The sequence below is a fragment of the Pseudomonas yamanorum genome (assembly GCF_013386765.1).
In the GTDB taxonomy this organism is placed as follows: Bacteria; Pseudomonadota; Gammaproteobacteria; order Pseudomonadales; family Pseudomonadaceae; genus Aquipseudomonas; species Aquipseudomonas yamanorum_A.
This window is the reverse complement of record NZ_JACARE010000007.1, coordinates 92,947-118,610: the sequence shown is the minus strand read 5'-3', so window position 1 is coordinate 118,610 and position 25,664 is coordinate 92,947. Positions and strand designations below refer to the sequence as shown.

Here is a 25,664-nt window from a genome sequence, read left to right as displayed (position 1 = left end):
AGGGTTTTGACACACTCTGGGCCAAAAGCAGTCGTTCACGGGAGGCGGCTCTCGACCCACAGCAGTAATCTCGCATTGATTTAAAGCAATGCCTCCTGCCCATCCTAAAATCGTGATGGCAGTTCATTTCCGGCCTGGGCATCCGAAAAGACCTCATCTGGATCTGCCTGACACCCATATCTGAAAAGTAGGCGAGGCTCGATATTTCCGAAATATTGATCCACGATGCTCTCGGGGCGCACGACCAATTTAGGTTCTGGCCATTGCTGGGCTAAAACACCTAATGGTTTGCCAGATGAATAAACAACCCAAGTGGCCTTGCCTCCACTGATACGAGGTAGGTAGTCCATATCTTGTATCACTTCGATCAAGGTGCGCAGTGTTGCTGATTGATCGAATGTGATCGATATTGCATGACTTTCCAGATCATCTCCCGCATGAACGCTATCTCGATCAACGGCAACTACCAACATGACTGCTCCTTTTAGTGGTGTGCTTTCACCAGATCGATCAGCGTAGAGACATCAGCGGCTAACTGTCGAGTGCGCTTCTAGCCGAAACCTGCCGTACCAGGCTACCGCTTTCGGCAAGAAGTGGCCATTCTCCTCAAAATCGGCGGCATCTCGATCTACGCTAAACAAGGCAATAATGCCGTCGTACTTATTAAGCCGCGATCGGCAACAATTCATTTTTTTGCGCCAGCGATCTTGATAAACGCTCTAGCCATCGATGTTCTTCAGTGCCTGAACTAACTAAAAATCATGCTTTTCATCAAATAGTTTGCTCATAAAGCTTTCAGGGTTAGCAAAGTAACTTTTCATAATTAGGTAGTTTTCAGTTTCTGAATATTCCTTCTCTACCAATCCACCATTGGTAAACTCCCAAATTCTGGCGCCCGGGTAAGCAATTAAAATTGGTGAGTGAGTTGCAATTATGAACTGCGAATTTTGTTTTGCGAGTTCCGCTATACGTACCAGCAGAGATAATTGGCGTTGGGGAGATAGCGCAGATTCAGGCTCGTCTAGTAAATACAATCCGTTTCCTCCGAATCGATGTAAAATCAGATCCATAAAAGCCTCCCCATGAGACCTCGTATGAAGATCGTTTCCCCCGTATGAGTCCTTAATAGCTGGCCCGCCAGGTCCGCAATCCAACTTATTCATCTCTGTAATTACATTATAAAAACTTTCTGCGCGATAAAAATAGCCATCTCGAGGTCGCTTTGCTGTGCGTGACAAGCGCAATGCCTTGGACAGTAGGGATTTTTCATCGCTGGAAGAAAACTTGAAATTCTTACTGCCTCCCTCATGATTAAAGCCACATGAAACTGCAATAGCCTCTAAGAGGGTTGACTTACCGCTACCGTTTTCTCCAACGAAAAAATTTATCACGGGATGAAGCTCGATTTTGCTAATTGATTGAATTGAAGGCAAATAGAAGGGGAAATTATTCTCTTCTCTATAGTTCTCTAAGATTTCAATTCTCTTAATGTAAGGCATTAACTTCCTGGCTTTATTTATCTTATTTAATGGTTATAGTTATATGTGTGATACTTAGGGTAATTATAAATAGTCTTTCTGTAGTTTGGCTCTTTTTTATAAGCACTAGATATGTCCGACATAAAAATAAACCATTCTTGGCTCGCGCCGCAGTTGCGGCGCTGTTTCGGCCAAACTTCTAATTTGCAATTTATCGTCTATTGACGGCGTTTGCTCAACGGTCTCCGTATATTTTATTCAATTTCAGATTATGGTTCTTATTGCAGAGTTCGGCTTTAGCGATCCAATCATTGATGCTCCAGTTTTACGCTGCGTTCGGGGAAATTATCGAGTCAGGTGGGCACCAATGCGTTCGGCTAGCATGATAGTAGTAAGATTTGTCGCCACCGATGGGATATCCGGGATGATAGAGGCATCCACAACACGCAGTGCCGCGATACCTCGCACCGCGCCCCAATTGTTGACTACGGCGGCCTTGTCACCGTCCGCGCCCATCGGCACGCTCGACGTGGGGTGCTGATAGCCGGCGACATTGTTTACGATGTTTTGTCGCAAAGCCTTGCCTTCAAGTACGCTGCTACCCGGTGTCATTTCATGGTCAACCAAGTCAGCAAACGGTGCACTGCGGCCAATCTTGCGAGACAGTTCTACAGCTTCGACCATGCGATCCAAGTCATTTTCCTGTTCAAAAAAGTTGTACCGAATGTTCGGCGCAACTCGGGGGTCACGGCTGGTCAAGCGTACGCTACCGTTGGATTTAGGTAATGTGACGGCGCATGCCAGCACTATCGCACCGCCGGTAGGGCTTGCCTTTGGGTCGATCAGGTGTGTACCGGAGATATGTAAGTCCAGATCGTCCGGTGCGGCGTGTTGCGAACGAGTCCAGGCGATGGCGCCGCCGGCTGGGGTCATAGCAATTGCGGAGGTCTTCAGCGCGTAGACGTTGAAGAAAAACGGATGTTCTTGCAACCGTTCACCTACCGGTAGATCAGCGACGGTGGCGATTCCCATCTCGCGAAGATGGCCTTGTGGGCCGATACCGGAGCGTAGCAGGATAGCGGGGCTGCCTATGGCACCGGCCGACAAGATTACTTCGCCGGCTGGAACTATCTCGCCGTCTACTAGCAATACACCTATGGCGCGTTCTCGTTCTATCAGGACGCGGTCGGCTTCAGCGTGGCCGCGGATAGTGAGGTTGGCGCGAGCCCGCACGTCTGCACTCAGGTAAGCCATGCCGGTATTGATTCGGGTGCCGTTGATGACATTCAACGGGTAGGGACCTACGCCGTGCTGGCGCGCGCCGTTGAAGTCATCCACGAGCGGCAGTCCAACTGACTCGGCAGCCGCCACGAAAGCACGCATTGAGATAGTATTCTGCGCAGCAGTGCGCTGACGCACTGGAAATGGGCCGGTACGGCCATGCCATGCATCTTCGCCAGTTGGCGTGTTTTCCATCGCTCGGTAGGCGGACAGCACTTCCGGCCAAGCCCAACCTTCGATTCCGCGTCCGGCCCAGCGCGCAAAGTCGGCAGGACGCGCACGCATCGCCACAGCAGCATTGACCGCGGAGCTACCACCGATCACTCGGCCGCGTGGGATGGCTATGTCGTGACCTATCCGAGCTGAGTCGTCACTATGGTAATGCCAGTCGTATTCGGGAGAGGCGGCAACTAGGTCGGCGTTCGTCAGCACTGCTGGATACCGGTCGGGCGCAAAGTCGGGACCTGCGTCGAGCAGCAGCACACTGCGCAGCGGGTCGGCACTGAGACGTGCTGCAAGGACGGCACCGGCAGATCCACCACCGACGATCACCACGTCAAACTGCTTGCCAGTCCGAGGGGTCTCTTTAGTTTTACTGGAGCTGCGCGTTGCACTAGAGGCAAACGTAGCAGCGCCTGCCGTCATTGCAACCAGCACTGCCTGTGCTCCCAAAGCTATCGCGCCGCGTCGTGTGATTGTCAAAGTCATAGATTCCAGATCAGGTATCGTTAGTGCCGTCGAGGATGAGAGGCAAGAAACCATGGTAGGAACGCGTACCTGACCCAGCAAGACGGGGTTTCTGGAATCTGTGTCCGGTGGAATGGACGTCGAGAACTCCCCCTATCTTCGGCGCCTACCCGCTCGGTAGTGCCGCCGTAGTTGCTGTATTCGGTAAAAAAATGTGCTGTATTCACGGAGAAGCCGCTGCAACGATTTGCCCAGCGTATTAAGGATGGCTTTACAGCTAGAGGATCTTGGGAAACTCCGAAGCCAAGTGATCCAAGAAAACACGTACTGACGGCAGTAATCCTTTGCGGGAAGGTACCAGTGCAGTGATCCTGGCATCGCCAGCTATCCATTCGGGCAGAACTCGATGAAGCTCACCACGCGCAACGGCCGCCCGCGCGATGTAACTCGGCAGGGCCACAATCCCAAGCCCGCTGATAGCTGCATGTTGCAGGCTGAGCATGTCCTCGCTTTGCAGCCGCGGCATGATGGGCACAGCAATTTCTTCGATCGATAAAGTGACATGGCGCAACCGCCAGTTCATGGGGGCATTAGCTCGCGCAAAGAAAATCGAGGCGTGGCTGCTTAGCTCCGCTGGCGTGGCCGGTGCGCCATGTTCGGCCAGATAGCTTGATCCGGCGAACAGAAACCAGGGAGCGACCCCGAGCATGCGCTGGACAAGATCGGAGTCCGGCAATGGAGCCTCATGCGCCCGGATGGCGACGTCGTAATTTTCGCCAACAATATCGATGGTTCGATCGGCTGCATGAGCGACCATATTGATCTTGGGATAGACACGAAGGAAGTCAGCGATCATGCCCGCCATGGCGAAATTCATGGTCGCGACTCCAGCGGTACACCGGATGGTCCCGACGGGCTCCAACAACCGCTGACGCACTGACATTTCTGCCATCTCCGCTTCTCGCAGCGCGGCCAGCGCGTGCTGGTAAAACTCTTCTCCTGCCTCGGTCATACCGAAGCGACGCGACGTTCGGCTGAGCAAACGCACACCTAATTCGCCCTCCAATTGTTGCATGCGGTGGCTAAGCGTTGACTTGGGCATACCGGTACTTGCAACTGCGGCAGTAAACCCACCGCGATCGACCACATTGACAAAAATAAACAGATCGTTCAGGTCCAGCCGATTCACGTATGGCCCAATCATAGGAAGGCAATTTTTAATCTTGAAGAGTTCCAAGGGTACCGTCTAGAACTATGTAGTTATTTGGCAATGTTTCGCTGGGAAGGAGCGTCCAATGAGCGGGAAGTTGAATCTGGCCAAACCGGCTTGTTGGGGGGAGGCCCAATACCTAACATCCGGTGAATAGCCAAACCCCGGAGCAGAGAATGAAATCAATAAATGGCAAAGTCGTCCTCGTTACTGGTGCCTCATCGGGATTGGGGCGCGAGTTAGTGCATCAACTGCTGGAAAAAGGTGCGCTAGTCGCAGCCACCTTTCGCAAGCAAGAAGAAGTGGATTTCTATAACGGTAAACATGCTGCGCAGGGCATGGGCGTTTTGGTAGACGTGACAGACGATGTGGCGGTCAAAACGGGTGTGGCCCAGGTGCTGGATCACTTTGGACGTATCGACATTGTCGCCAACTGTGCGGGTGCTGGCACAGTGGGTGCAGTTGAAGAAATGACGGATCGAGAAGCGCGGCGTGTATTCGATCTGAATTTCTTTGGCGGCCTGAACATCATTCGCGCTGTAACCCCTGCGATGCGCAAGCAGCGCAGCGGGCACATCATTCAATTCTCCGCAATCGGTGGCTTCATTGGCTACCCGGGCATGGGCGTGTACTCGGCCGCTAAGGGCGCTACTGACATCCTGGGGGAAGCACTGGCAGGTGAACTTGCACCCTTTAACATCGCCACGACTGTGTTGACCATCGGTGTATTCGAGACCCAATTTGCGGGTCGCTCACTGGCTTACGTCGAGCAAAAAATCGATGACTATGAAGGCACACCCGTCGGTAAGTTCCGTGTAGCTATAGGTGGTCTGCAAGGTAAGCAGCCGAATGTTCCAGGAAAAGGGGCTTTGGCGATTATCAACCTGATGGAGGCGGATCATCCACCCGTACACGCGGCCTTGGGTGCCGATGCGATGGGCGGAATGCGTGCAAAAATGGCCAAAGTCGAGCAGGAACTTGTCCAGTGGCAGGGCAACGCAACCTCTACAGAACGCAGCATCAACGGAATCTGATCATGCGAATGACCAACAAAGTTGTACTGATTACCGGCGCATCGCGCGGGCTCGGATTATCCCTGGCACGTCGTTTTGCCAGAGAGGGGGCTTCCGTTGCGTTGACGTACAACACTGACGCTGCCGCAGCCGACCGAAATGTCGAGGCTCTCGTTGCTGAGGGCGCTCAAGCAATGGCCATCGGGGGAGACATCAGCGACCCGGACGCTGTCAAAGCCATATTCGCAGCAGTGCTGGCTCGATTTGGGCGCATCGATATTGTCGTGGCCAATGCCGGGCGGGAGCTTATCGACACACCGATCACGGAAATCGATAACGCGATGTTCGAGGCTGTCACCAAAACCAATGTGTTTGGCACCTTCTATACGCTTCGCGAAAGTGCGCGCCATGTTACCGATGGTGGACGCATCATCGTGATTTCGTCCACTACGACGATCGTACCGAACGCAGGCTTCACCGCGTATGCCGGAAGCAAAGCCGCCGGCCGGCTTTACGTTGAATGTCTCGCGCAGGAAATGGGCAAGCGTAACGTCACGGTGAACGGTGTGGTACCGGGGCCGCTACGTGACGCCGGTGTCATCGCAAACCTTCAGGAAAATGACTATCAGGCATTGGCACAGTTGTCGCCATTTGCGCGCTTGGGCTCTGTCGCCGATGTCGAAGGCGCCGTGCTTTTCCTGGCAAGTGACGATGCAGCTTGGATTTCCGGTCATCACCTGGTTGTCAACGGCGCCGCCAAAGTATAGGGCAGACCCACATGACCAGGCGGTGGGGCAGTCCTCATCGTTCGGCCACCGTTCGACGTCCGTTTTTTTGTTCTTTTCAAATTGATTACCCCCTTTAAAGCCACTTAAATCAAGGTCCCATCATGTCGCCTAAAAAGATTGCCGTCATTGTCGGCAGCCTGCGCAAAGAGTCGTTGAACCGCCTATTTGCTCAAGAAGTAATCGCGCTTGCGCCACCGAGCCTTTTATTAGAAATAGTCGAGATCAATGAACTGAATCTGTTTAACCAAGACTTGGAAGAAAACGGTAAGAGTGCCCCTGAAGCCTGGACTCGTTTTCGCCAAAATATGGCGTCGAAAGATGGAGTACTGTTTTTCACTCCCGAATACAACAGGTCAGTTCCTGGTGTATTGAAGAACGCCATTGATATTGGTTCTCGCCCTTACGGCGAGTCTGTGTGGGCAGGCAAACCCGCAGCTATCGTAAGCGTATCGCCCGGTGCCAGCGGCGGCTTCGGTGCTAACCATCATTTACGTCAGTCTATGGTATTTCTGGACATGCCACTTTTGCAGCAGCCGGAAGCGTATATCGGTGGGGCGACAAGGCTACTGGGGCCAGGCGGAAATTTGAATGACGACGGAACTACTCAGTTCTTGAAAAAATTCATTGACGCCTTTGCTGCATGGGTCGAAATCAATACCGCCAAGTCAACGGGTTTAATCTAGGGTGCTAGAAACTCTCTGCTTTGGCTGATCTAAGGCGTTGTATGAGTCGTCTCAGGTTTCACGTACGGCCTTAGTGTCCGCTAATGGCCGTTAGCGGCCCTTCTAGACGGAGCCCCTAGGTCGGTGGCACCCGCTGCAATCATCACAAACAGCTCCTGCCAAGGCATTAATTGATGTAACACCTCTTCGCCATGTAACACGCATATCGGCAAACTAGCCCCTGCTGTGTAACGCGATGTAAACTCATGAAAATCATATAGTTATATACTTATGTAACACGCGTAACACCGGTAACACGGTTTTATTAGGGTAGCCCCCTAGCCCCTATGGTATTGCACCTTCAGCGAGCGAGGTGGGTCATGCTCTTGGCTTTGGTTCGATGGTGGGGACCCTGAAGAATTCTTCTAGGTACGGGGCATAGAACCCGCGGAATCGTGTTAGCGGGTAGCCTCCCAGCTTAGTGAACAGATGAACCTGGTGAACTCCAGTTCACCTGTGCATTTGCCCTACCGTTTAGGCGATCCGAGGGCATCCTTACCAGTACGGTAACGATGCCCTCTTTTCTTCAAAATCCTTTCAATTTCAACGATTGAAATTTCAGTAACTTCCCACGCCTCCCACTAACTCGATCCCGCGGGTTTCATGCCCCGTGTCAGCAGAATTCCCTCAGGGTCCCCCGCACGTTTGAAATCTCCCCCAAGAGTTCGCGCTCGATTCGCAGGCCAGCTCAAGAGGCTTCGGTGGCTTTGTCTGACGGGGCTTCGAGAAATTCACAACTGCTTAATGTGAGCTGAGCAACACCTTCCATGAATTGATCTAATTTGGCAGCCCGCATTCGCACACGAGCCGCCCATTCTCTCGTGACGGTACGGTAGGCCTCTTGGCGCTCCCTCTTCCAGCCGTCATCTGAACGACCAAGGGAAACCACATGGGCTAGGTATATGCGATCGATAGCGCGGTCTTCGAACCGTTCATGATGGTGTACAGAGTGACGGGCCTTAATCTCATCCTCGAACTCCTTATCGAACAGCTTGATGAATCGTCCTATGTCGATTCGATGTGCCGTGACCGCATCCGATAGAACGTTGAGATATTTTTTTAATCGCTCCCTAAATTCGTAGAAGCGTCCGAAGTACATCTCGCAGATATAGGTGACATGATCGGAGTGGGTGACAGGCAACCCATGGAACGGGAATCTACGAAAGTAGTACTCACAATCTTTCAGCGTACTGACCGTCTGCTGCAGGCTTAGGTATCGGTAGACGACCGCGTGCTGTCGACTTATGGGGTCTGAAAAGACAAACATCTGGGCCGCATCACGGTCTGCCTCCGACGACAAATCATCATAGAGCGCACGGACTAACCTTTGACGATTCCACTCTTTCCATCCAGGGTAATCGTCTAATCGGGATATCCAGCTAGCGGTGGCATCTATCATTCGCCGGTTATGAAGTAGCGTGGGCTCAGTGTTGGCCTTTTCGGAGCTTCTCATTTTTAACCCGCACAGGTTGGCTGCTAGATCGTCATCGTATTACCAGCTTTTAGTCCTGCAATCCTCAGGAGATCGCGGCCAGCATAGTTCAGCGTGTATGCCTGTGTGTATGCCCCAACAACCACATACAATAAAATACCTTTAACTTCATATAGATAACCATCCAGTTCAAATGACTGTGTACCACCAAGTACTAAAAACGGCTTACCGAAAGGTAGGCCGTTTTTTTATGCCTGAAGAAAAGTACACTGCCCCACCACATTGAGGTGACGCATGACATTCCCCGCCACCGGCATCCACACCGACCGGCTTTTACTGCTCCCCGCCCACCCTTCCCACGCACGTGCCCTGCAAGCGTACCTGCTGGAGAATCGCGACTTCCTCCAGCCTTGGGAACCGTCGCGTGACGACACCTTTTTCGAACTGACAGCCATCACCGAACGCCTCGAAAACATGGCCGACAAAACCGCCAGCGGCGAAGCGTTGCACCTGCTGATATTCAGCCACGGCACAATCATCGGCGCCTGCAACTTCAGCAACATCGTGCGTGGTGCGTTCCAGGCCTGTCACCTGGGTTACGCGCTGGCTGAATCCGCCCAAGGCCTGGGCCTGATGCAGGAAGCGCTGACGGCGGGCATTGCTCATGTGTTCAACGCAATGCAGCTGCACCGAATCATGGCCAACTACCGTTCGGAGAATGAGCGCAGTGCGCGCCTGCTGGCGCGGCTGGGGTTTGAACGGGAGGGTGAAGCGCGGGCGTATCTGAAGATCAACGGGGTTTGGGCGGACCATGTACTGACCGCCCTGATCAACCCCAACGATATTTAAACAACTCAGTCGCTGTGGGCCGCATCACTTGGTGCACCCGGACAAGGATTCACCAACTCCGAATACTCAAACTCCGTGAAGTACGGAATCTTTGTCCCCGGGATCATCCCTCCGCCGTACTTCTTCTTGCCGCTCGGCCTCACCGCCTTCGCGCCCGCACCAATCAACAATGGCTGACCATCCGCCAGCAAGTAATCCACCATCTCCCGGTGCATCGCGCCATTCCATTGCTTGTCGGCATTGAGCGGCAACAACACGAAGTTGGAGTCCGCGGTAAACATGTTCAACGCTTCCGCCGCCTCCCGCGAGGTGGCGGTATGGCCGCACAGCACTTCGGCGGTTTTCAGGGTGTAGGCCGGCACGTAACGGCTGCTTTGGTACTTGCTCAGAATCAAGCCTTTGCGGGTCAGCACCGCCAAGCCTTGCTCGGCATGGCAGATCGCTTCATCGCCGTACTTCAGTTTGCAGAAGTTGGTGTAAGAGATGTCGATGATGTCACTGCCGGAAACGCCCAGGTCTTGCTGTATCTGGGCGCGAGCTTCAGGGGTTTGGTACGGGATGCTGCAGCCACTGAGCAGCAGTGCAGCAAGGACGAAAACCAGCGGTAAAGTGCGCATCAAAACTCCAGAAAACGGGATGGGAAGGTGTCAATCCATTAAATCGCTACCGGTAAAACCAGGTCCCTTTGCCCTTCCACTGTCACGTCATAAAGCTTCTCGCTGCACACCGAGAATCCTTGCAAATCAAACTCCACCAGATAGGTTTTGTTAGCCTTCGGCAGGAAACTGCGGGACAACGGCCCGCACTTTTCCAGGGTATAGGACGTGCCGCGATCATTGCGCCAGTTCGCAACGCCTTCTACCACGGTCACCTGATCCGCCGGCACCAACGTCTCCCGGAACGGCCGCACCTGATAGAGCCCGCGGGCCAGCCCCTTGTACAACCCGCGGGCAAACGCCGGCATTTGTTGCTCTTGGGCATCGTTGTAAACACTCCCCACGCTGCTCAGGTTTCCCGCCGGGCCAACGCTGAAATGCACCTGTGATTCAGTGCTGAGCATTCTGAAAATCACCTTCGCATGGTGGTCGTCCGCCGTCAGTACCACCGGCTTGGGTTTGGCCGGCGGCGGGCCTTTATGAGAAGAACACCCCGCTCCAACAGCAGCCACCAGGCACAGCGGAATGACCCAAGCAAAGGAACGACCCATAGATAAATTCAAACCCGATTAAATGTCAGAAAGGATATGCGGCAGATAGCTTAATGCCACTACCCTGGGAAAGTCTCTCTCAACCGTTGGTGTGCCGTCTATTGCAGCCCGAAGTTTTAAACCACTAGAATGGGATTAATTCTCACTTACGAACTTATCTCATGAAGCTGGCTTCGCCCACCGACGCTCCCACGCTCGATGCGCTGTACCGCGGCTACCACGGCTGGTTGTTGACCTGGTTGCGGCGCCGTGTGCAGTGCTCCCATCAGGCAGCCGACGTGGCGCAGGACACTTTCGTACGCTTGCTGGCATCGGGCACTTACGTGGCGCCGGGTGAACCACGGGCTTATCTGGCCACCATCGCGCGCCGCTTGCTGATGGACAATGGCCGCCGCCGTCGCCTGGAACAGGCCTACCGCGAAGAGCTGGAACGCTGCGCCGCGTACCTGGAACAGGCGCCTTCACCGGAGCAGATCCTGCAAGCCGCGCAAATGCTTGAGGCGATTGACCGGGCCTTGGCACGCATGAACAAGCGGATCCGCGACACCTTCATCCTGCGTTACCTCGAAGGCCTGGACCAAGCGCAGATTGCCCAGCGCCTGGGCGTTTCGGTGCGCACGGTGCAGAACGATCTGGTGGAAGCCTTGCTGGCGTGCGATGCGTGCGCACAGCCATGAGTCAGCCTCTGCCCCAATCCGTGTTGCGCCAGGCCGCCGAATGGCTGGTGCGGCTGGATCACGAAGGCAATGCCGCCAACGAACAGGCGTTTCATGCCTGGCTGGCCGCCGACCCACAGCACCCGCAAGCCATTGCCCGCCTTCAGGGCCACTTGCAGCCGCTCAAACAAGCGCCGGCCCGCGCTGCGTTACGTCGCGCCCGGCAGCCTCGCCATGGGGCAACGCTGGTCAAGTGCCTGGCCCTGGCACTGCTGATGGCGGGCGTGCCGGCGTATCAGTACGAGCAGCGCGGCTATCTGTTCGCCGATCTGAGCACCGGCCGAAGCGAATGGCACCAGACGCTGCTGGCCGACGGCAGTGATCTGCAACTGGAAGGCAACTCCGCCGTGAACCTGCACCTGGACGCCAGCCAGCGCCGCGTGCAACTGCTGCACGGTGAGATGCTGGTGACAGTGGCCAAGGACGCCCAGCGCCCGTTTTATGTCGACACCCCCCAAGGCAGCATTCGCGCCCTGGGCACGCGCTTTATCGTCGAGCTCAGCGACACCGCCACCGTGGTCAAGATGCTCGAATCCTCGACCCGCATCGACAGCGCCGGGCACACGATCACCCTCGGCCCGGGCGAGCAGGTGCGCCTGGATGCAAGCGGCCCGGGCACGCCGAAAAGTGTCGATGTGCAGGCCCAGCAGCAAGCCTGGGCGGCCCATCAATTGCTGGCCAACGACGAGCCTCTGGCGGATGTGCTTGAGCGCCTGGCGCGGCATCGCCCGGGCGTTTTGATGTTTGATCGCAAGGCGCTGCAAGGCATGCGCGTGACGGTGATGCTGCCGACTGACGACAGCGACCGTGCGCTGCGCCTGCTCTCGCGCACCCTGCCGATTGAAGTCAGCACCTACACCCCGTGGCTCACTCGCGTGCGCTTGAAAGTACCTGCCGAATAATTTTTTGCGCAGCGCTGCGTGTTTTCGGTTTTGCCGCGTCCTTCCCTTGGCCAACATCCAAAGGAGCACCGATCACATGTCTTCAACCCCCACTCGCGGCGGCCTGTTGCTGGCCAGTCGACTGTTGCTTGGCTGCCTGCCGCTGGCGGTGCCGGGCCTGGCGTATGCGCAACAGCAGGTACAGACGTTCGACGTCGCCCCTGGCCCACTCGGTGACGTGCTGACCCGTTATGCCCAGGCCGCCGGCGTGCCGATTTCGTTCCTGTCGCAACAGGTGGCCGGGTTGAACAGCCCCGGTGTACGCGGCAGCTACAGCGTGACAGACGGGTTCGCCCAGGTGCTGGCCGGCACCGGCTTCGCTGCAACCGGCAACGCCGATGGCTACCAGCTGGAAAGCCTGCCGGTGGCCAGCGGCACGCTGTCGCTGGGTGCAACCGAGATCAGCGCCAACCAGTTGGGCACTATCACTGAAGGCACTGGTTCCTACACCCCGGGCACCATCGCCACCGCCACGCGCATGGTGCTGACGCCACGGGAAACCCCGCAGTCGATCACCGTGATCACGCGCCAGCATATGGATGACTTCGCGCTCACCTCGATCGACGACGTGATGCGCCATACGCCAGGCATCACCGTGTCGACCTTCGACAGCGAGCGCAACAATTACTACGCCCGCGGCTTCTCGGTGGAGAACTTCCAGTACGACGGCATCCCGACCCTGCGCAACTCCGCCTACTCGTCCAGCCAGACCCTCAGCGACATGGCGATCTATGACCGCGTGGAAATCCTCAAGGGCGCCACCGGCCTGCTGACCGGCGCCGGCGCCCCTGGCGCGACGATCAACCTGATCCGCAAAAAGCCCACGCGAGACTTCAAGGCCAGTGTCGAACTGGGCGCCGGCAGTTGGGACAACTATCGCTCCCAGATCGACGTGAGTGGCCCGCTGACCGACAGCGGCAACGTGCGCGGACGGGCGGTGGCGGCGTACCAGGACAAGCACTCCTTCATGGACCACTACCAGCGCAGCACCAATGTGTACTTCGGCACGCTGGAAGCCGACCTGACCGACGACACCCTGCTCACCGTCGGCTTCGATTACCTGGACAGCGACCCGCAGGGCTCGGGCTGGTCCGGCAGCCGGGCGCTGTTCGACCGCAGCGGCAACCGCATCGACGTGAAACGCTCTTACAACAACGGCGCCAAGTGGAGCCGTTGGGAGCAGTATTCCCGCAGCGCGTTCTCCACCCTGGAACACAACTTCGACAATGGCTGGGTGATCAAGGGCCAATACACCCACCAACTCATGGGCTACGACGCGCCCCTGGGCTCGATCATGAGTGGCCCGTACGCCGCCACCGGCTTGTCGTCCCTGTACGCCAACAAATTCACCGGCAACACCCGCGCCGACTCGGGTGATATCTACGCCAGCGGCCCGTTCAGCCTGCTGGGCCGTACCCATGAACTGGTGATTGGCGCGTCGGCCTCCAACTCCCACTGGACCGGAAAAGACTACGGCGACCCCACTTTTGTGGGCAACAACCAGATCGATTTCTGGAACTTCGACGGCAACGTTCCAGAGCCGGACTGGGGTGCGCCGACGCGGACCATCGATGCCACCACCCGGCAATCCGCAGGCTATATGGCGGCACGTTTCAACCTCACGGATGACTTGAACCTGTTCCTCGGCAGCCGCGTGGCCAACTACAAATTGCGCGGCGATGACGACTCCACCGAAACCGGCAAGCTGGTGCCCTACGCCGGGGTCACCTACGACCTGAACGACAACTTCACCGCGTACGCCAGCTACACCGACATCTTCATGCCGTCGAGCTACAGCCGCGACCGCAACAACAAATTGCTGGAACCGGATGAAGGCAAGAACTACGAGACCGGCCTCAAGGGCGAGTTCTTCGAGGGCCGGCTCAACACCAGCATGGCCTACTTCGAAGTGCATGAAACCAACCGCGCGGAGCCGGACGCCGAATACAACGCTGCGCCGACCAACCCGTCCCTCGGGTACGCCGAGAAAGGCATCAAGGCCAAGACCAAGGGCTTCGAGGCCGAGATGTCCGGCGAGCTGGCGCCGGGTTGGCAGGCCCAGGCCGGCTACACCCACAAGATCCTGCGGGATGAAAATGGCGACAAGGCGTCGACCTGGGAGCCGGAGGACCAGCTCAGCTTCTTCACCTCGTACAAACTCAAGGGCCCGCTGGACCGCCTGACCGTCGGCGGCGGCGCACGCTGGCAGAGCAGAAGCTGGCAAGTGGTATACAACCGGCCCAAGGCGCAAAACGAAGAGTTCTCGCAGGAAGCGTATTGGGTGGTGGACGCGATGGCCAAGTATCAGGTCAGCGAACATCTTTCCGCGACGTTGAACGTCAACAACCTGTTCGACAAGTTCTACTACACCAACATCGGTTTCTATAACACGGCCTATTACGGCACCCCGCGCAATGTGATGCTCACCACGCGCTGGGACTTCTAACCGGCCAAACCGCAGCGCCCCGTGACGTGGGGCGCTGTTGCGTCAAATACCACGCCGCACAAAACACTGCTCCACCACCGCCTTGCCCCACTGCTGCCCTTCCTGCTCGGACGCCAGCACAAAGCCCGCGTTTTCATACAGCTTGCGCGCCACGTCCAGGCCCTTGAATGTCCACAACCGCACCGCCGGAAAACGGTGTTCATCACAGAAATCCACTGCCTCTTTCAACAACTGCTTGCCCAAGCCCTGGCCATGGGCCGACGGGTCGAGGATGAAGCAGCGCAGGATCGCCTCGCCGTTTTCGCCCTCGCCATCAATGGCGATCGAGCCGACGATCTGTGCCCCGTCCAGCACCGTCCACACTTCGTTACGCGGGTTGGATAAGCGCCCCATCAACTCGGCCATGTCCGCCGCCACCAGGCTTTCAAACGGCTGGCCAAAGTTAGCGTGCTGGGCGTAGTACTCGGCGTGCATCTGCGCGATACGTCCGATCACGCCCGGGCGGTAGCCACGGGCAATGCGGTAGTGCCGGGGTTGCCGGGTGCCGGTGCGCTGGGTTTGCAAGGCGCCGGCGTATTGGTCCAGGCCACGGCTGACAGCCTGTTGCTGTTCGCTGGACAGGTCGGCAATCGCCTCGCCCACCTGCCGCCGGGCAAACGTCTCGATGTCGCCCAACGTCTTGCGGCCTCGCGCGGTGAGCCGCAGTTTTTTCGAGCGGGCATCGTCCTCGTGGGCAAACTCTTCCAGTTCGCCCGCCTCGATCAGCTTGCGCACCATGCGGCTCACGGACGACTTTTCCAGCCCCAGCAACGTGACCAGTTCCGCCGCCGTCAGCGCGCCGCGCTCGCCGATTTCAACCAGGGTGTGAACGGAGGAAGGCGGGTAGCTGCTGGCCGCCAACTTCGGCTGCATGAAGCCCAGCTCTCGCACCATCAGGCGCGTGGCGCAGCGGATCTGATCAATAAGGTCTGGCGTAGAACGGTTCACGGGACACCTTTTTACCCGAACGAAGAGGCAGATAGTTGTACCGCACAACCAAATTCAGTGCAACCAGGGACGCGGAGCATCCCTGGTTGCATTCCCACGCAGAGCGTGGGAATGATCTGGTCAGGGCATTGGAGGGCGAGGTGTCCGGACTCGCTGATCCGCCAGATCAAGGGTCAACTCAGCGGGCGGCGGGCTGCCCAGCGTATCGTTCAACTTCATTCTCAGGGGTTTGTCCGCGTCGGCACCGTACTCCAGTTCGGCATTGACGCGTTTATGGGTATGGCTCAGTGCGGCGTTGCTCGAAAAGCCGATATTGGTCATTGAGGGTATCGACATCGCATGGGACTGGCTCGCGGTATAACTGAGGCTCATGGTTTTGATGCGCAGGTTTTCACGCTTGCCCAAGGCCTCTTTGATCAGCGACTCCGGGCTTTCACCGTCGAGGATTTTGCGCTCGACGGCGCGCACCACATCCGGCTTGAGTTCCAGGCCGATGCCCACCGAGGTCCCTTCGCCGTTCTGCAACTGGTCCAGCACCTGGGCAAACTGTGGGTCATCCTTGAGCCACTGCACAATGTCAGCTTTGTTGGCCGGTGCAACATCGTTCAACCAGGCATGCTGTCCATCATCACGCAAACCGACGTAAGTGGCAGACGCCGTCACCGACACCAATTGGCGAAGCCCCTTCTCTACCAGATTCTGCTGGTGAACGAGCTTATCCAGTGAGTCGTTGAGTGTGTGGTAAGCCTCGGGTTTCGTTGCGGTCGCGGGATGCGTTTCCAGAAACCGTTGCAGCGTGGCCAGTTGTTCTGCCACCGGTTTGCCCTCCAGCTTCAGGGCGCCAAGGTCGCCTTTGAATCCGGGAGCGTAGCGAGAAAGGTCACTGACAAGGCTGTCGATCGCTGACTGAGCCACAGGCTCTGGCCGCTTGAAGGAAAAGCTGAAACCCCGGGATTGCCCGCGATCAAACTTCACCATGACCGACACCTCCGGCAGTGCGAACACTGCTGCGCCATGGCCAGGGCCTCCCGGCATGCCCAGCCCCACCGCATTCAGCGGGCCGAGGTTGACACCCACACCGCCCTGGCGCAGGAGTTGTGCATTGGTTGCGCCACCCTGGCTTGTACCCGCGGCGCTACGACTGGTTGACTGGCTTTGGTCAAAGTGGGCCAGATTGAGGTTACCCACCAGCCCCACGCCGGCTCGAAGCACCGAGGCCACCTCGGGAACATCTTCCTGCGGGTGGTAGAGCAAACGCAATTGCGCAAGCGCATCCAGGCTGAGGTCAACGTTGGTTTTCGAGCTCTCACCCACGGCGTGAGCCTCACCCAACTGCAGCAGGTCAAAGACGTTGCCCTGCTCTCCCATCAGGATCGACATCATCTTGGGAAAGTCAGCTTCTTTCACGTCGAAACCGATACTCGACCCTTTGGTATTGGCCAGCGCCGCGGTCATTTCCGCCGCTACCCGCAGGCCGTGGCCCACGACTTCTGGGCCTTTGCCAAGGGTCAACCCGGAGGCCACCGAGGCGGCCAACCGACGGGTGTCATCCATGCTGATTTCTAACTTGGCGCCTTTGTCGGTACGACTGATGCTGACACCGTTGGAATGGGACTTGGACACGCCGACAAAAAACTCCAGCGGCGCCACCGGTTTTATTCCGGTCACCATGGCCCCCAGGTTTTTGCCCTTGGTGCGGCTTGGTGACAACGTCTGGCCGCTCCCCATCTGCTGGATCTCTTGCGTCATCGCCTCCTTGAGGCTCCCATCGGCAGGCAGCCCCAACAACCGCGAGAGGTGCCAATGCAGGGCCGATCCGGGGGTTCCGAGGTCCTTCGCCAGCAGCTTGAAGTTTTTGTAGAGCGTCTCGGCCTGGTCATAGCTGGCGACGTTCTGACCGGACAGCTTGTGCACCAGGCTTTGCTCATAGTCCTTCATCACGGATTCGAGGGACTGCTTGATTCTTTCCAGGGCACTCGAGCTCATACCGGAGGCTCGCTCCAGCTCAACCGTCAAATCCGTCAGTTGCTTAAGGGTGCTGGCCTGGTGAATCAGGTCGCCTTCGATCATCGCCGAGGGATGACTGAGGTCGCGCTTGCGGCCTGGGTCCCATGCCGCAAGCGACAGGGCCTGCCCCTCGAAATTGGCCAGCAACGCCGCGGTCTCTTTCTGTGTGGAGGGCGACAGCCGTTTGAACGCCTCGTACAGTTGATGCAGCGTCGACTCAGATTGAATGTTCGCCCGACTCAAGCCGGGCTTCGGATCAAACGTTATCCCATGCGCATCCCCCAGGCGTTGCGCCGCAGACTTGCTGTCTTTTTCCACCTTGGCCAGTGCTTCACTGATGGCCTTGGCCAACGCCTCGCGCGGCCCCGACTGGCTCAGGGTTTCCAGGCGCGACTGAATATCGCCGGGAACCGGCCTGGCCTGGGAAAGCGCCTTGAGTTGCTCGTGCAGGTGTTTGTTTTCGGTGTAGACGCTTTCCAGGCCCTGGCGACCGGTGAAGTGATGCTGAATGCCCTTGCCCATTTCCTTGAGGCTGTCCAACGGATGAAAGTGCGCGTTCACCCCTGCGAAAAAACCGCGCTTGAGCGGAACACCTTCAGTGGTCTGACCCAGCACGTTACTGGTGGCGGACAGTGCGCCACCGGGAAACTGGGTGCGCATTTGGGCGCCTGCCAGGGTCTCGGTTAATGACTGACCAGGGGCGGACGATGCCGATGGCACCGGCCCCCACGTCATCGTGCCCTCGGCGGATGTCTCCAGGCGAAAGAAGCGCTTATCCCACTCCCCCACCAGGTGCTTGTCGGCGCCCATGCGCAGAGAGTCCAGCCGCTGCCCCCTCGGCAGCTCGACCTTGCTCCAGCTCAAGGCAGCCTCGGGGCGCTCCTGCCAATCCTCGCGCTTCAAGGTGAACAGCTCGCCGTCTTTGCTTCGGGCGTAGAGGTTTGCGTCTTGATCCAGTGCCAACACCTGCACGGCGATGGGCGGGGTCAGGGTCAACTGGCGGGAAACACCGCCCAGGTTGACCTGAAGCTGATGGTCTTGATTGGCCGTCACATACGTCCTGGCGTCAGCCACGGCAAACGCCGTGACTTTCTGCTGGTTGTTTCCTGCCAAGACCTCGTCAAGGGTGACTTGCGTACGAGGTTTGGGTACCGCTGACAAGTCGTGGCTCGCGCCTTCATGGATCGGTTCCCGGGCTTGCTGGGTCGCCACCGCCTTCAACTGCCCATCCTGCAGCACATAACCACGGCCATCCAGCCCTCGCTCCAGCCCCCGGAGGCCCACCTGCGGATCGCGCTCCCAGCGTTGCGTCGCCCTGTCCCAGACCAGCAGATTGCCCTCATCCAGTGCAACCTTTCCGCGCTGCCCGAGATCGACCGCCCCGGCCAATGCCTGCAAGCTCGGCTGCGGCAACCCTTTTTCGATGCCCTTGACCAGCACATCACTCAGGTTCCATTGCGGGCTCAGTGAGTCCTTGCCGGCCAAGGGTGCGCTGTGCAGTTGCTGGCGCGAATCCCGAACCAGCGTGTTGAGCTGCCCCGCATCGTCATGGAAAAATCCCTCGACGTTGACCGCCCCCTTCAATGCCCGCTCCAACGACTCAACCGGTTGCACGGTCATCGTCAGCACGCCGCCCTGCGCCTGTTGCAGATCGGCCTGCAACAATTCGCCATGGGCATTGGTTGCATGGAGGGTATTGCCGGACAACCCGATACGCGTAAGTTGCAGCGGGTTACCGGCCTCGTCCAGCGCACGTAACCTCGTCCCTGCCGCGTGCAGAATGGAGCCACCCGGGGCATCGCTCAGGGAAACCGTGGTCTTGCCCTCGACGCTGCTGTCTGCCATGCCCAGGGGCACCTTGAGCAACTGGCCCTCACGGGTCAGGCTGATACGGCTCAAGGCGCGAGTGTCGGGGTCAGGCAACCAGGTGGTGATGGCTGGATCGAAACGGTACAGGCGCCCGCCCTCCAGACGATATTGCTGGTCATCAACGGTGGTGTGTACCTGGCTGATAATCCCCATGAGGGCCCGGCCCGGGTTGTTGCCCGTGGGGGGTGATGCCCGGTCCTCGGGGCGGCTGCTTTTGAACACCGCCGCCGCAGCAGGTGTGGACTGGATCTGAAACCGGTAGTGCCGCTCATCCTTGAAGCCCAATGCATGCTTGCCCGCACCGCCATGATCCTCGGCGACATACTGCTTGTTCGCCTGGTTCAAATGGCGCGCAATCTCCTGGCCCTCACGGGTTCCATCCGCCTGTACTTTCCCCTCTTTGAGGGTCGGCGTGAACAACATCGAAGTGGGTTGCAACGATTGGTAGCGGCTCAGTTGCTCGGGAGACGGAGCTTTCGAGAACCAGCCTGAAAGCCCTTTGTGCGGTTGTTTTACAGGCGTTTCCTGAGAAGCGCCTTCGGTGACTGACGTTATCGGCGACTCCACACCCTGACGATACGATCCGGCCAGGCCTTCTGGTACTGAATTCATTGCAACCTCTCGAAGTTTCTGCTCAAAACTCCCTAGTGACCATTTGTAGGCATTGGTTCCCTGTACCTGCAGCCGTCTTGATAGCGGGTAGCATTGTCCCGCACAGGCTGATTTGCCCAAGATCGTTTTTGCGCACTGAGGTACATTTACCCCACGGACAACAGATCATTCTCAAATGAACGGAGTCATCGCGTGTTTTCGATTTTCCACCGTCAACGCCTTACCGCCCTCTCACTGATTACCACTGCCCTCACCCTCGCCGCCTGCCACAGCGCCACCGCGCCGGAACTGCCGCCCGCCCCGGAACTCGGCTCGGGCTATCGCACCGACATGAGCACCCGCCACGCGGAGCGCCATATGGCCGCCGCCGCCAACCCGCTGGCCGCCGAAGCCGGGCGCGAAATATTGCGCAAGGGCGGCTCGGCCATCGACGCGGCGATTGCCATGCAGGCTGTACTGACCCTGGTGGAACCGCAGTCGTCCGGGATCGGCGGCGGCGCGTTTATCATGCTGTGGGACGGCAAAAAGGTGCAGGCCTATGACGGTCGCGAAACCGCACCGGCGGGCGCTACCGAGCGGTTGTTCCTCAACGCCGACGGCACGCCGATGTCGTTCCCGCAGGCCCAGATTGGCGGGCGCTCGGTGGCAACGCCGGGCGTGTTGCGCGCCCTGGAAATGGCCCACAAAAAGACCGGCCACCTGCAATGGGCGACGCTGTTCGAGCCGGCCATTCGCCTGGCCGAACAGGGCTTCCCGATCTCGGCGCGCCTGCACAGCCTGATCGTCGCCGACCGTTACATGAGCCGCTCGCCGGAAATGACCGCGTACTTTCTGAACGCCGACGGCAGCCCCAAGGCCACCGGTACGCTGTTGAAGAATCCTGCGTTGGCCAACGTGTTCAAGCGCATCGCCAAGGAAGGGCCGGACGCGCTGTACTACGGCCCGATTGCCGAAGAAATAGCCCGCAAGGTGCAAGGCAACAGCAACGCCGGCAGCCTGACGCTGACCGACCTCAAGGGCTACAGCGCGGTTGAGCGGGCGCCCCTGTGCACCGACTACAAGCGCTGGAAAGTCTGCGGCATGCCGCCGCCATCGTCGGGTGGGATCGCCATCGCGCAGATCCTCGGCACGTTGCAGGCCCTGGAAGCCCGTGACCCGCGCATGACGCTTGCGCTATTGAAGCCAGTGAAGAACGACTCCCCGGCTGGCCGGGAGCCGGTGCCCGAAGCGGTGCACCTGATCGCCGAGGCCGACCGCCTGGCCTATGCCGACCGCGCGCAGTACGTGGCGGATTCCGACTACGTGCCAGTGCCGGTGGCCGGGCTGGTGGCGCCGGATTATCTGGCCGGCCGTGCCGCATTGATTGGTGAGCGCAGCATGGGCGTCGCCAAGCCGGGCAAGCCTGCCGGCATTCAGGTGGCCTACGCGCCGGATCGCTCGCCACTGCGCATTTCCACCTCGCAAGTGGTGGCGGTGGATGACGTAGGTGGCGCGGTGTCGATGACCACTACCGTGGAGTCGGCATTCGGCTCCCATGTGATGGTCCAAGGCTTTTTGCTGAACAACCAGATGACGGACTTCTCGTTCATCCCCGAAGAGAACGGCCAGCCGGTGGCCAACCGCATCGAGCCGGGCAAGCGTCCGCGTTCGTCCATGGCGCCGACGCTGGTGTTTGATCGCCAGAGCGGCGAGCTGGTGGCCACGGTGGGTTCGCCGGGCGGTTCGCAGATCATCGAATATGTGAGCAAATCCCTGGTGGCCATGCTCGACTGGAACCTCGACCCGCAAGCCGCCGTCGGCCTGCCCAACTTCGGCAGCCGCAACGGGCCTACCGAGCTGGAAGCCGGGTTATTCAGTGCGCCGCTGAAGCAGGCGCTGAAGGACAAGGGCCACGCCCTGAGCGAAATCGACATGACCAGCGGCGCCCAGGCGATCGTTCGGGTGCGTGATGCACAGGGCAAGGTATCGTTGATCGGCGGGGCTGATCCGCGTCGTGAAGGCGAGGCCCTCGGGGACTGATGTGACTCACTGGAGAGCTGCGCGTGCACAAGGCAAATAACCTCGGCGCCCTGGTTGGCGTCGACCATGGGTTTTGTACGATTGACGATCCATTGCGGCCGGACGCGGTGTTCATCTGCAAGCAGGTGCACAGCGCCACGACCATTGAATGGCGCCCGGAGCTGATGGCCAACACGGTGGAAGCCGACGGGGTTTTCAGCCGGGATGCGCAGCCGATTGCGGTGATCACTGCCGACTGTTTGCCGCTGCTGATCGCCTCGGAAAATGGGGATCTTGTTGCGGCAATTCATGGCGGCTGGAAGGGGCTGCAAGGCGGGATCATCGCGAATGCCATGCAACGGTTTACCGCCGAGGGCGTGGCGCTGAACCAGTTGCGGATTGCGATCGGGCCGTCGATCAAGCCTTGTTGTTATGAGGTGAGCGGCGAGTTTGTGGCGCAGTTGCAGGCGAGTCAGGGGCACTTATGGCTGGACGGGAATGCGCCGTGGACGCTCGAGCAGCCGGGGCCGTTGTTGGCACCAGAGATTCAGCCGCCAGAACCCAGGCAGGCCTTGAGTGCGTGGTTTGATTTGAGCCGTTATGCGCTGATCTTGCTGGAGGCGGCGGGGATCAAGCGTGAGCAGGTTGAGGTGAGCGAGGTGTGTACGTATTGCACCTCACCGGCGTTTGCGAGTTATCGCAGAAGGACCCATGACAGTACGGAGCGCAAGACGTTGTTGTATTCGTGGATTGCTCGCGCAGAGTGATGGGAAGCCCCCTACAGCTCTCGTAGCTACTAGCCTTGGGGAGACCATAGGCTGTCATCTTTTGCGATACAACGCTTCTTGAATACCACTCCATCCGCTGACATTTTCTGGCCCCGCCATTCCTTGCCAGAGGCTACGTCAAAGACGTAGAATTTTGCGTGTTAACGATCATCGAGTCGCCACTATTCAGCAAGCTATGGCCCGATTACTGGACCGAAGAAGAACGGGGTATTTTTATGGTTTTTCTCGCCAACCACCCCGACTCAGGAACTGTCATTCCAGGCTCTGGTGGTTGCCGAAAAGTACGCTGGAGTCTTGAAGGCCGAGGCAAGAGCAGCTCAGTGCGGATCATCTACACAACACAATTGGCGTGTGGTGCACTGGTTGCCCTGCTGATTTATGGCAAAGGTGCCACCGAGAATATTCCCGCGCATGTCCTCTACAAAATCGCCAAGGAAATGAACCATGCCACTCACTGAGAAACAACTTAAGGAACGTGACGCCAAACGCAACATCGGCGAGGAATTGCTGGCTGCCGTTATTGATGTCAAAGAAGGTCGTCATGGCCAGGTCCATCACGTCGAAATCACCCAAGCCGCCGAGGCCCGAAGTAAAACTGGGCTGTCGCAACCCAAGTTCGCCGAATTGCTGGGAGTCTCTGTACGAACGCTTCAAGAATGGGAGCAAGGCCGCCGTTCTCCGTCCGGCGCAGCACGTTCATTGCTGCATATAGCAGCCATCAGGCCGGACGTTTTTCGAGAAGTCCTCAGTAACGCCTGATGGCATTCCTGGGCTACCGGCTGATCTTCAGCCCCTTACGCCCCGCATGCCGCTCCAGCGCCAGCTCGATCAACCGGCTTACCAGCTCGCTGTAGCTCATGCCTGCCGCCTGCCACAACTTGGGGTACATGCTGATGCGGGTAAAACCCGGCAACGAGTTGATCTCGTTGATCAGCACCTCACCCTCATCCGTCAGAAACACATCCACCCGCGCCAGCCCGGCGCAGCCCAGGGTTTCAAACGCTTCGATGGCCAACGCACGAATGCGCTCGCTGTGTTCAACACTGATGTCCGCCGGCACCACCACCTGGGCCGCCTGGTCATCGATGTATTTGCTGTCGTAGGAATAGAACCCGTCGCGCACCACGATCTCGCCGCAGCCGCTGGCGATGGGGTTCTCGTTGCCCAACACGGCGCATTCGATTTCCCGGCCTTTTACTGCCGATTCCACCAGCACTTTTTCATCAAACCCCAGGGCCAGCTCAACGGCCGCGTGGTATTCAGCCTCGCTGCCTACCTTGCTCACGCCCACGGATGAACCCTGGTTCGCCGGCTTCACGAACATCGGCAATCCAAGTTTCTGTTGGGCCTGTTCGAAGGTGGTACGCGCCGCCGTGCGACGGTTGAGGGTGATGAACGGCGTCACGGCAATCCCGGCATCCCGCAGCAGGCGTTTGCTGATGTCCTTGTCCATGCACACCGCCGAACCCAGCACGTCAGAGCCAACAAACGGCAAGTCGGCCATGCGCAGCAGCCCTTGCAGGCAGCCGTCTTCTCCGAGGGTGCCGTGGACGATCGGGAAGATCACATCGACATGTTCCAGCGAGGCCTGGCTGGCGGTTTCCACCAGTTGCTGGCTGGCCTTGCCCGGCACCACGGCCAGTTCGCGGTTGGATTGGTTGAGGGCGATCAGCGCCGGGTTTTCCTCGTTGAGCAAAAACCCCGAGGTGTCGTTGAGGTGCCAGTGGCCGGCCTTGTCGATGCCGATCAGGATCGGCTCAAAGCGCGAACGGTCCAGTGCGTCGACGATGTTGCGCGCCGATTGCAGCGACACTTCGTGCTCGGCCGAACGGCCACCAAAAATAATCCCTACCCGCAGCTTGCTCATGATCGGCCTCACGTTTGAAAGTAAGGCTTCTTACCATGAGCCGTCAGCGATTCGCCACCAGCGTGGCCCCGAACAGCACATAACAACCGCCGGCAAACCGGTCCAGCCACTTGCGCGAACGGCTGTAGACGTTAGCCATCCGCTCGCTGGAAAACACCAGCGCCACGCAGGAGTACCAACTGAACGACAGCGTCGCCATGGTGATCACCGCCAGGGTCAGCAGCATCGGCGACGGTGACTGCGGCATGGTGGACGCAAAGATCGTCGCGACGAACAGCGCCGCCTTGGGGTTGGACAGGTTGCCCAGCAAGCCCAGGCGCCAGGCGGAAAACAGTGAGCGCCGAGGCTCATCCGGCAACAGGTTCTGGGCCATGGACGGTGCCGAGCGCCGGAACAGTTTCAACCCCAGGTAAATCAGGTAGCAGCCGCCGATGATCTTGAACGCCAGGTACAGCATCGGCGCTGCGGTGAACAGCGACTTGATCCCCAGGCCGCCTGCCAGCCCCCAGATCACCGTGCCGGTGGCCACGCCCGAGGACGCCACCACGCCGTGGCGACGCGAGCAACTGGCGGCCAGTTGCGCGGTGTTGAAGAAGTTCGGGCCGGGCGTGACGACCGCGACGGTCCAGAGCAGGGCCAGCGAGACCAGAGGAGCCGCGTAGGCCGGATTGAACAATTCCATGTGGGATTCCGCCGAGGACAGTGCAGGAATCAGGATCATAGGCCCGGCACCCGCCGCGCACAATCGTACAAGACCCCGGCAGAC

Annotated in this window: 22 protein-coding genes; 11 read left to right on the top strand and 11 right to left on the bottom strand. The window is 58.4% G+C overall.

Annotated elements, in window-relative coordinates; all coding sequences use genetic code 11:
• Nucleotides 1-104: 104 nt before the first annotated feature.
• The 4 genes from HX875_RS04880 to HX875_RS04865 form a co-directional block, all read right to left on the bottom strand.
• Complete coding sequence (locus HX875_RS04880) at nt 105-473, bottom strand: hypothetical protein (protein WP_177042101.1); 369 nt, start codon at nt 471-473, stop codon at nt 105-107.
• 279 nt (nt 474-752) lie between these two features.
• On the bottom strand, nt 753-1,499 hold the full coding sequence (locus HX875_RS04875; protein ID WP_177042099.1) for an AAA family ATPase: 747 nt from the start codon (nt 1,497-1,499) through the stop codon (nt 753-755).
• 324 nt (nt 1,500-1,823) lie between these two features.
• Nucleotides 1,824-3,467, bottom strand: a complete 1,644-nt coding sequence (locus HX875_RS04870) for a GMC family oxidoreductase (protein WP_056861409.1) — start codon at nt 3,465-3,467, stop codon at nt 1,824-1,826.
• Between the two features lie 256 nt (nt 3,468-3,723).
• Nucleotides 3,724-4,683, bottom strand: a complete 960-nt coding sequence (locus HX875_RS04865) for a LysR substrate-binding domain-containing protein (protein ID WP_234010441.1) — start codon at nt 4,681-4,683, stop codon at nt 3,724-3,726.
• A 149-nt stretch (nt 4,684-4,832) separates the two neighbouring features.
• Between HX875_RS04865 and HX875_RS04860 the strand changes: the two genes are divergently transcribed.
• The 3 genes from HX875_RS04860 to HX875_RS04850 all read left to right on the top strand — a co-directional run bounded on the left by HX875_RS04860 (nt 4,833) and on the right by HX875_RS04850 (nt 7,140).
• Nucleotides 4,833-5,690, top strand: coding sequence for an SDR family NAD(P)-dependent oxidoreductase (locus HX875_RS04860; RefSeq protein WP_056861411.1), 858 nt, complete (start codon nt 4,833-4,835; stop codon nt 5,688-5,690).
• Nucleotides 5,691-5,692: 2 nt separating this feature from the next.
• Nucleotides 5,693-6,436, top strand: a complete 744-nt coding sequence (locus HX875_RS04855) for an SDR family NAD(P)-dependent oxidoreductase (protein WP_056861412.1) — start codon at nt 5,693-5,695, stop codon at nt 6,434-6,436.
• Nucleotides 6,437-6,558: 122 nt separating this feature from the next.
• Nucleotides 6,559-7,140, top strand: a complete 582-nt coding sequence (locus HX875_RS04850) for an NADPH-dependent FMN reductase (RefSeq protein WP_065883890.1) — start codon at nt 6,559-6,561, stop codon at nt 7,138-7,140.
• Between the two features lie 727 nt (nt 7,141-7,867).
• Here HX875_RS04850 and HX875_RS04845 read toward each other — a convergent pair.
• Complete coding sequence (locus HX875_RS04845; protein WP_177042097.1) at nt 7,868-8,578, bottom strand: hypothetical protein; 711 nt, start codon at nt 8,576-8,578, stop codon at nt 7,868-7,870.
• Nucleotides 8,579-8,905: 327 nt separating this feature from the next.
• On the opposite strand from HX875_RS04845, the gene HX875_RS04840 reads away from it, so the two are divergent.
• Complete coding sequence (locus HX875_RS04840; protein ID WP_177042095.1) at nt 8,906-9,460, top strand: GNAT family N-acetyltransferase; 555 nt, start codon at nt 8,906-8,908, stop codon at nt 9,458-9,460.
• A 5-nt stretch (nt 9,461-9,465) separates the two neighbouring features.
• On the opposite strand, the gene HX875_RS04835 is transcribed toward HX875_RS04840, so the two are convergent.
• Complete coding sequence (locus HX875_RS04835) at nt 9,466-10,077, bottom strand: hypothetical protein (protein WP_177042093.1); 612 nt, start codon at nt 10,075-10,077, stop codon at nt 9,466-9,468.
• 38 nt (nt 10,078-10,115) lie between these two features.
• Nucleotides 10,116-10,520 carry a hypothetical protein gene (locus HX875_RS04830; RefSeq protein WP_177042091.1) on the bottom strand — a complete coding sequence of 135 codons (405 nt, stop codon included), beginning with the start codon at nt 10,518-10,520 and terminating at the stop codon, nt 10,116-10,118.
• A 308-nt stretch (nt 10,521-10,828) separates the two neighbouring features.
• Here HX875_RS04830 and HX875_RS04825 point away from each other — a divergent pair, with 308 nt between their 5' ends.
• The 3 genes from HX875_RS04825 to HX875_RS04815 all read left to right on the top strand — a co-directional run bounded on the left by HX875_RS04825 (nt 10,829) and on the right by HX875_RS04815 (nt 14,770).
• Nucleotides 10,829-11,344 (top strand): sigma-70 family RNA polymerase sigma factor, encoded by a 516-nt coding sequence (locus HX875_RS04825; protein WP_177042089.1) that lies wholly within the window; start codon nt 10,829-10,831, stop codon nt 11,342-11,344.
• The gene (locus HX875_RS04820; protein ID WP_177042087.1) at nt 11,341-12,285 is read left to right on the top strand and encodes a FecR family protein; all 945 of its coding nucleotides are present in this window, start codon (nt 11,341-11,343) and stop codon (nt 12,283-12,285) included. Before HX875_RS04825 ends, HX875_RS04820 begins: the two co-directional genes overlap by 4 nt.
• Nucleotides 12,286-12,361: 76 nt before the next feature.
• Nucleotides 12,362-14,770: a TonB-dependent siderophore receptor gene (locus tag HX875_RS04815; RefSeq protein ID WP_177042084.1), complete on the top strand. Its 2,409-nt coding sequence runs from the start codon at nt 12,362-12,364 to the stop codon at nt 14,768-14,770.
• A gap of 42 nt (nt 14,771-14,812) precedes the next feature.
• On the opposite strand, the gene HX875_RS04810 is transcribed toward HX875_RS04815, so the two are convergent.
• Together HX875_RS04810 and HX875_RS04805 are read right to left on the bottom strand one after the other, a co-directional pair.
• A complete protein-coding gene (locus tag HX875_RS04810; protein WP_177042107.1) occupies nt 14,813-15,703 on the bottom strand; it encodes a bifunctional helix-turn-helix transcriptional regulator/GNAT family N-acetyltransferase in 891 nt (296 codons plus the stop codon).
• Between the two features lie 174 nt (nt 15,704-15,877).
• Nucleotides 15,878-20,245: an AvrE-family type 3 secretion system effector gene (locus HX875_RS04805; RefSeq protein ID WP_177042082.1), complete on the bottom strand. Its 4,368-nt coding sequence runs from the start codon at nt 20,243-20,245 to the stop codon at nt 15,878-15,880.
• A gap of 192 nt (nt 20,246-20,437) precedes the next feature.
• On the opposite strand from HX875_RS04805, the gene ggt reads away from it, so the two are divergent.
• The 4 genes from ggt to HX875_RS04785 all read left to right on the top strand — a co-directional run bounded on the left by ggt (nt 20,438) and on the right by HX875_RS04785 (nt 23,790).
• A complete protein-coding gene (gene ggt / locus HX875_RS04800; RefSeq protein WP_177042080.1) occupies nt 20,438-22,264 on the top strand; it encodes a gamma-glutamyltransferase in 1,827 nt (608 codons plus the stop codon).
• A 23-nt stretch (nt 22,265-22,287) separates the two neighbouring features.
• A complete protein-coding gene (locus HX875_RS04795; RefSeq protein ID WP_177042079.1) occupies nt 22,288-23,010 on the top strand; it encodes a polyphenol oxidase family protein in 723 nt (240 codons plus the stop codon).
• A gap of 158 nt (nt 23,011-23,168) precedes the next feature.
• Nucleotides 23,169-23,489, top strand: a complete 321-nt coding sequence (locus tag HX875_RS04790; protein ID WP_177042078.1) for a transcriptional regulator — start codon at nt 23,169-23,171, stop codon at nt 23,487-23,489.
• Nucleotides 23,476-23,790, top strand: coding sequence for a helix-turn-helix domain-containing protein (locus HX875_RS04785; protein ID WP_010177068.1), 315 nt, complete (start codon nt 23,476-23,478; stop codon nt 23,788-23,790). The genes HX875_RS04790 and HX875_RS04785 overlap by 14 nt, the downstream gene beginning before the upstream one ends.
• 13 nt (nt 23,791-23,803) lie before the next feature.
• Here the strand turns inward: HX875_RS04785 and ddlA are convergent, their stop codons facing one another.
• Nucleotides 23,804-24,898, bottom strand: coding sequence for a D-alanine--D-alanine ligase (gene ddlA, locus HX875_RS04780; protein ID WP_177042077.1), 1,095 nt, complete (start codon nt 24,896-24,898; stop codon nt 23,804-23,806).
• A gap of 43 nt (nt 24,899-24,941) precedes the next feature.
• A complete protein-coding gene (locus HX875_RS04775) occupies nt 24,942-25,580 on the bottom strand; it encodes a LysE family translocator (RefSeq protein ID WP_177042076.1) in 639 nt (212 codons plus the stop codon).
• Nucleotides 25,581-25,664: the final 84 nt, after the last annotated feature.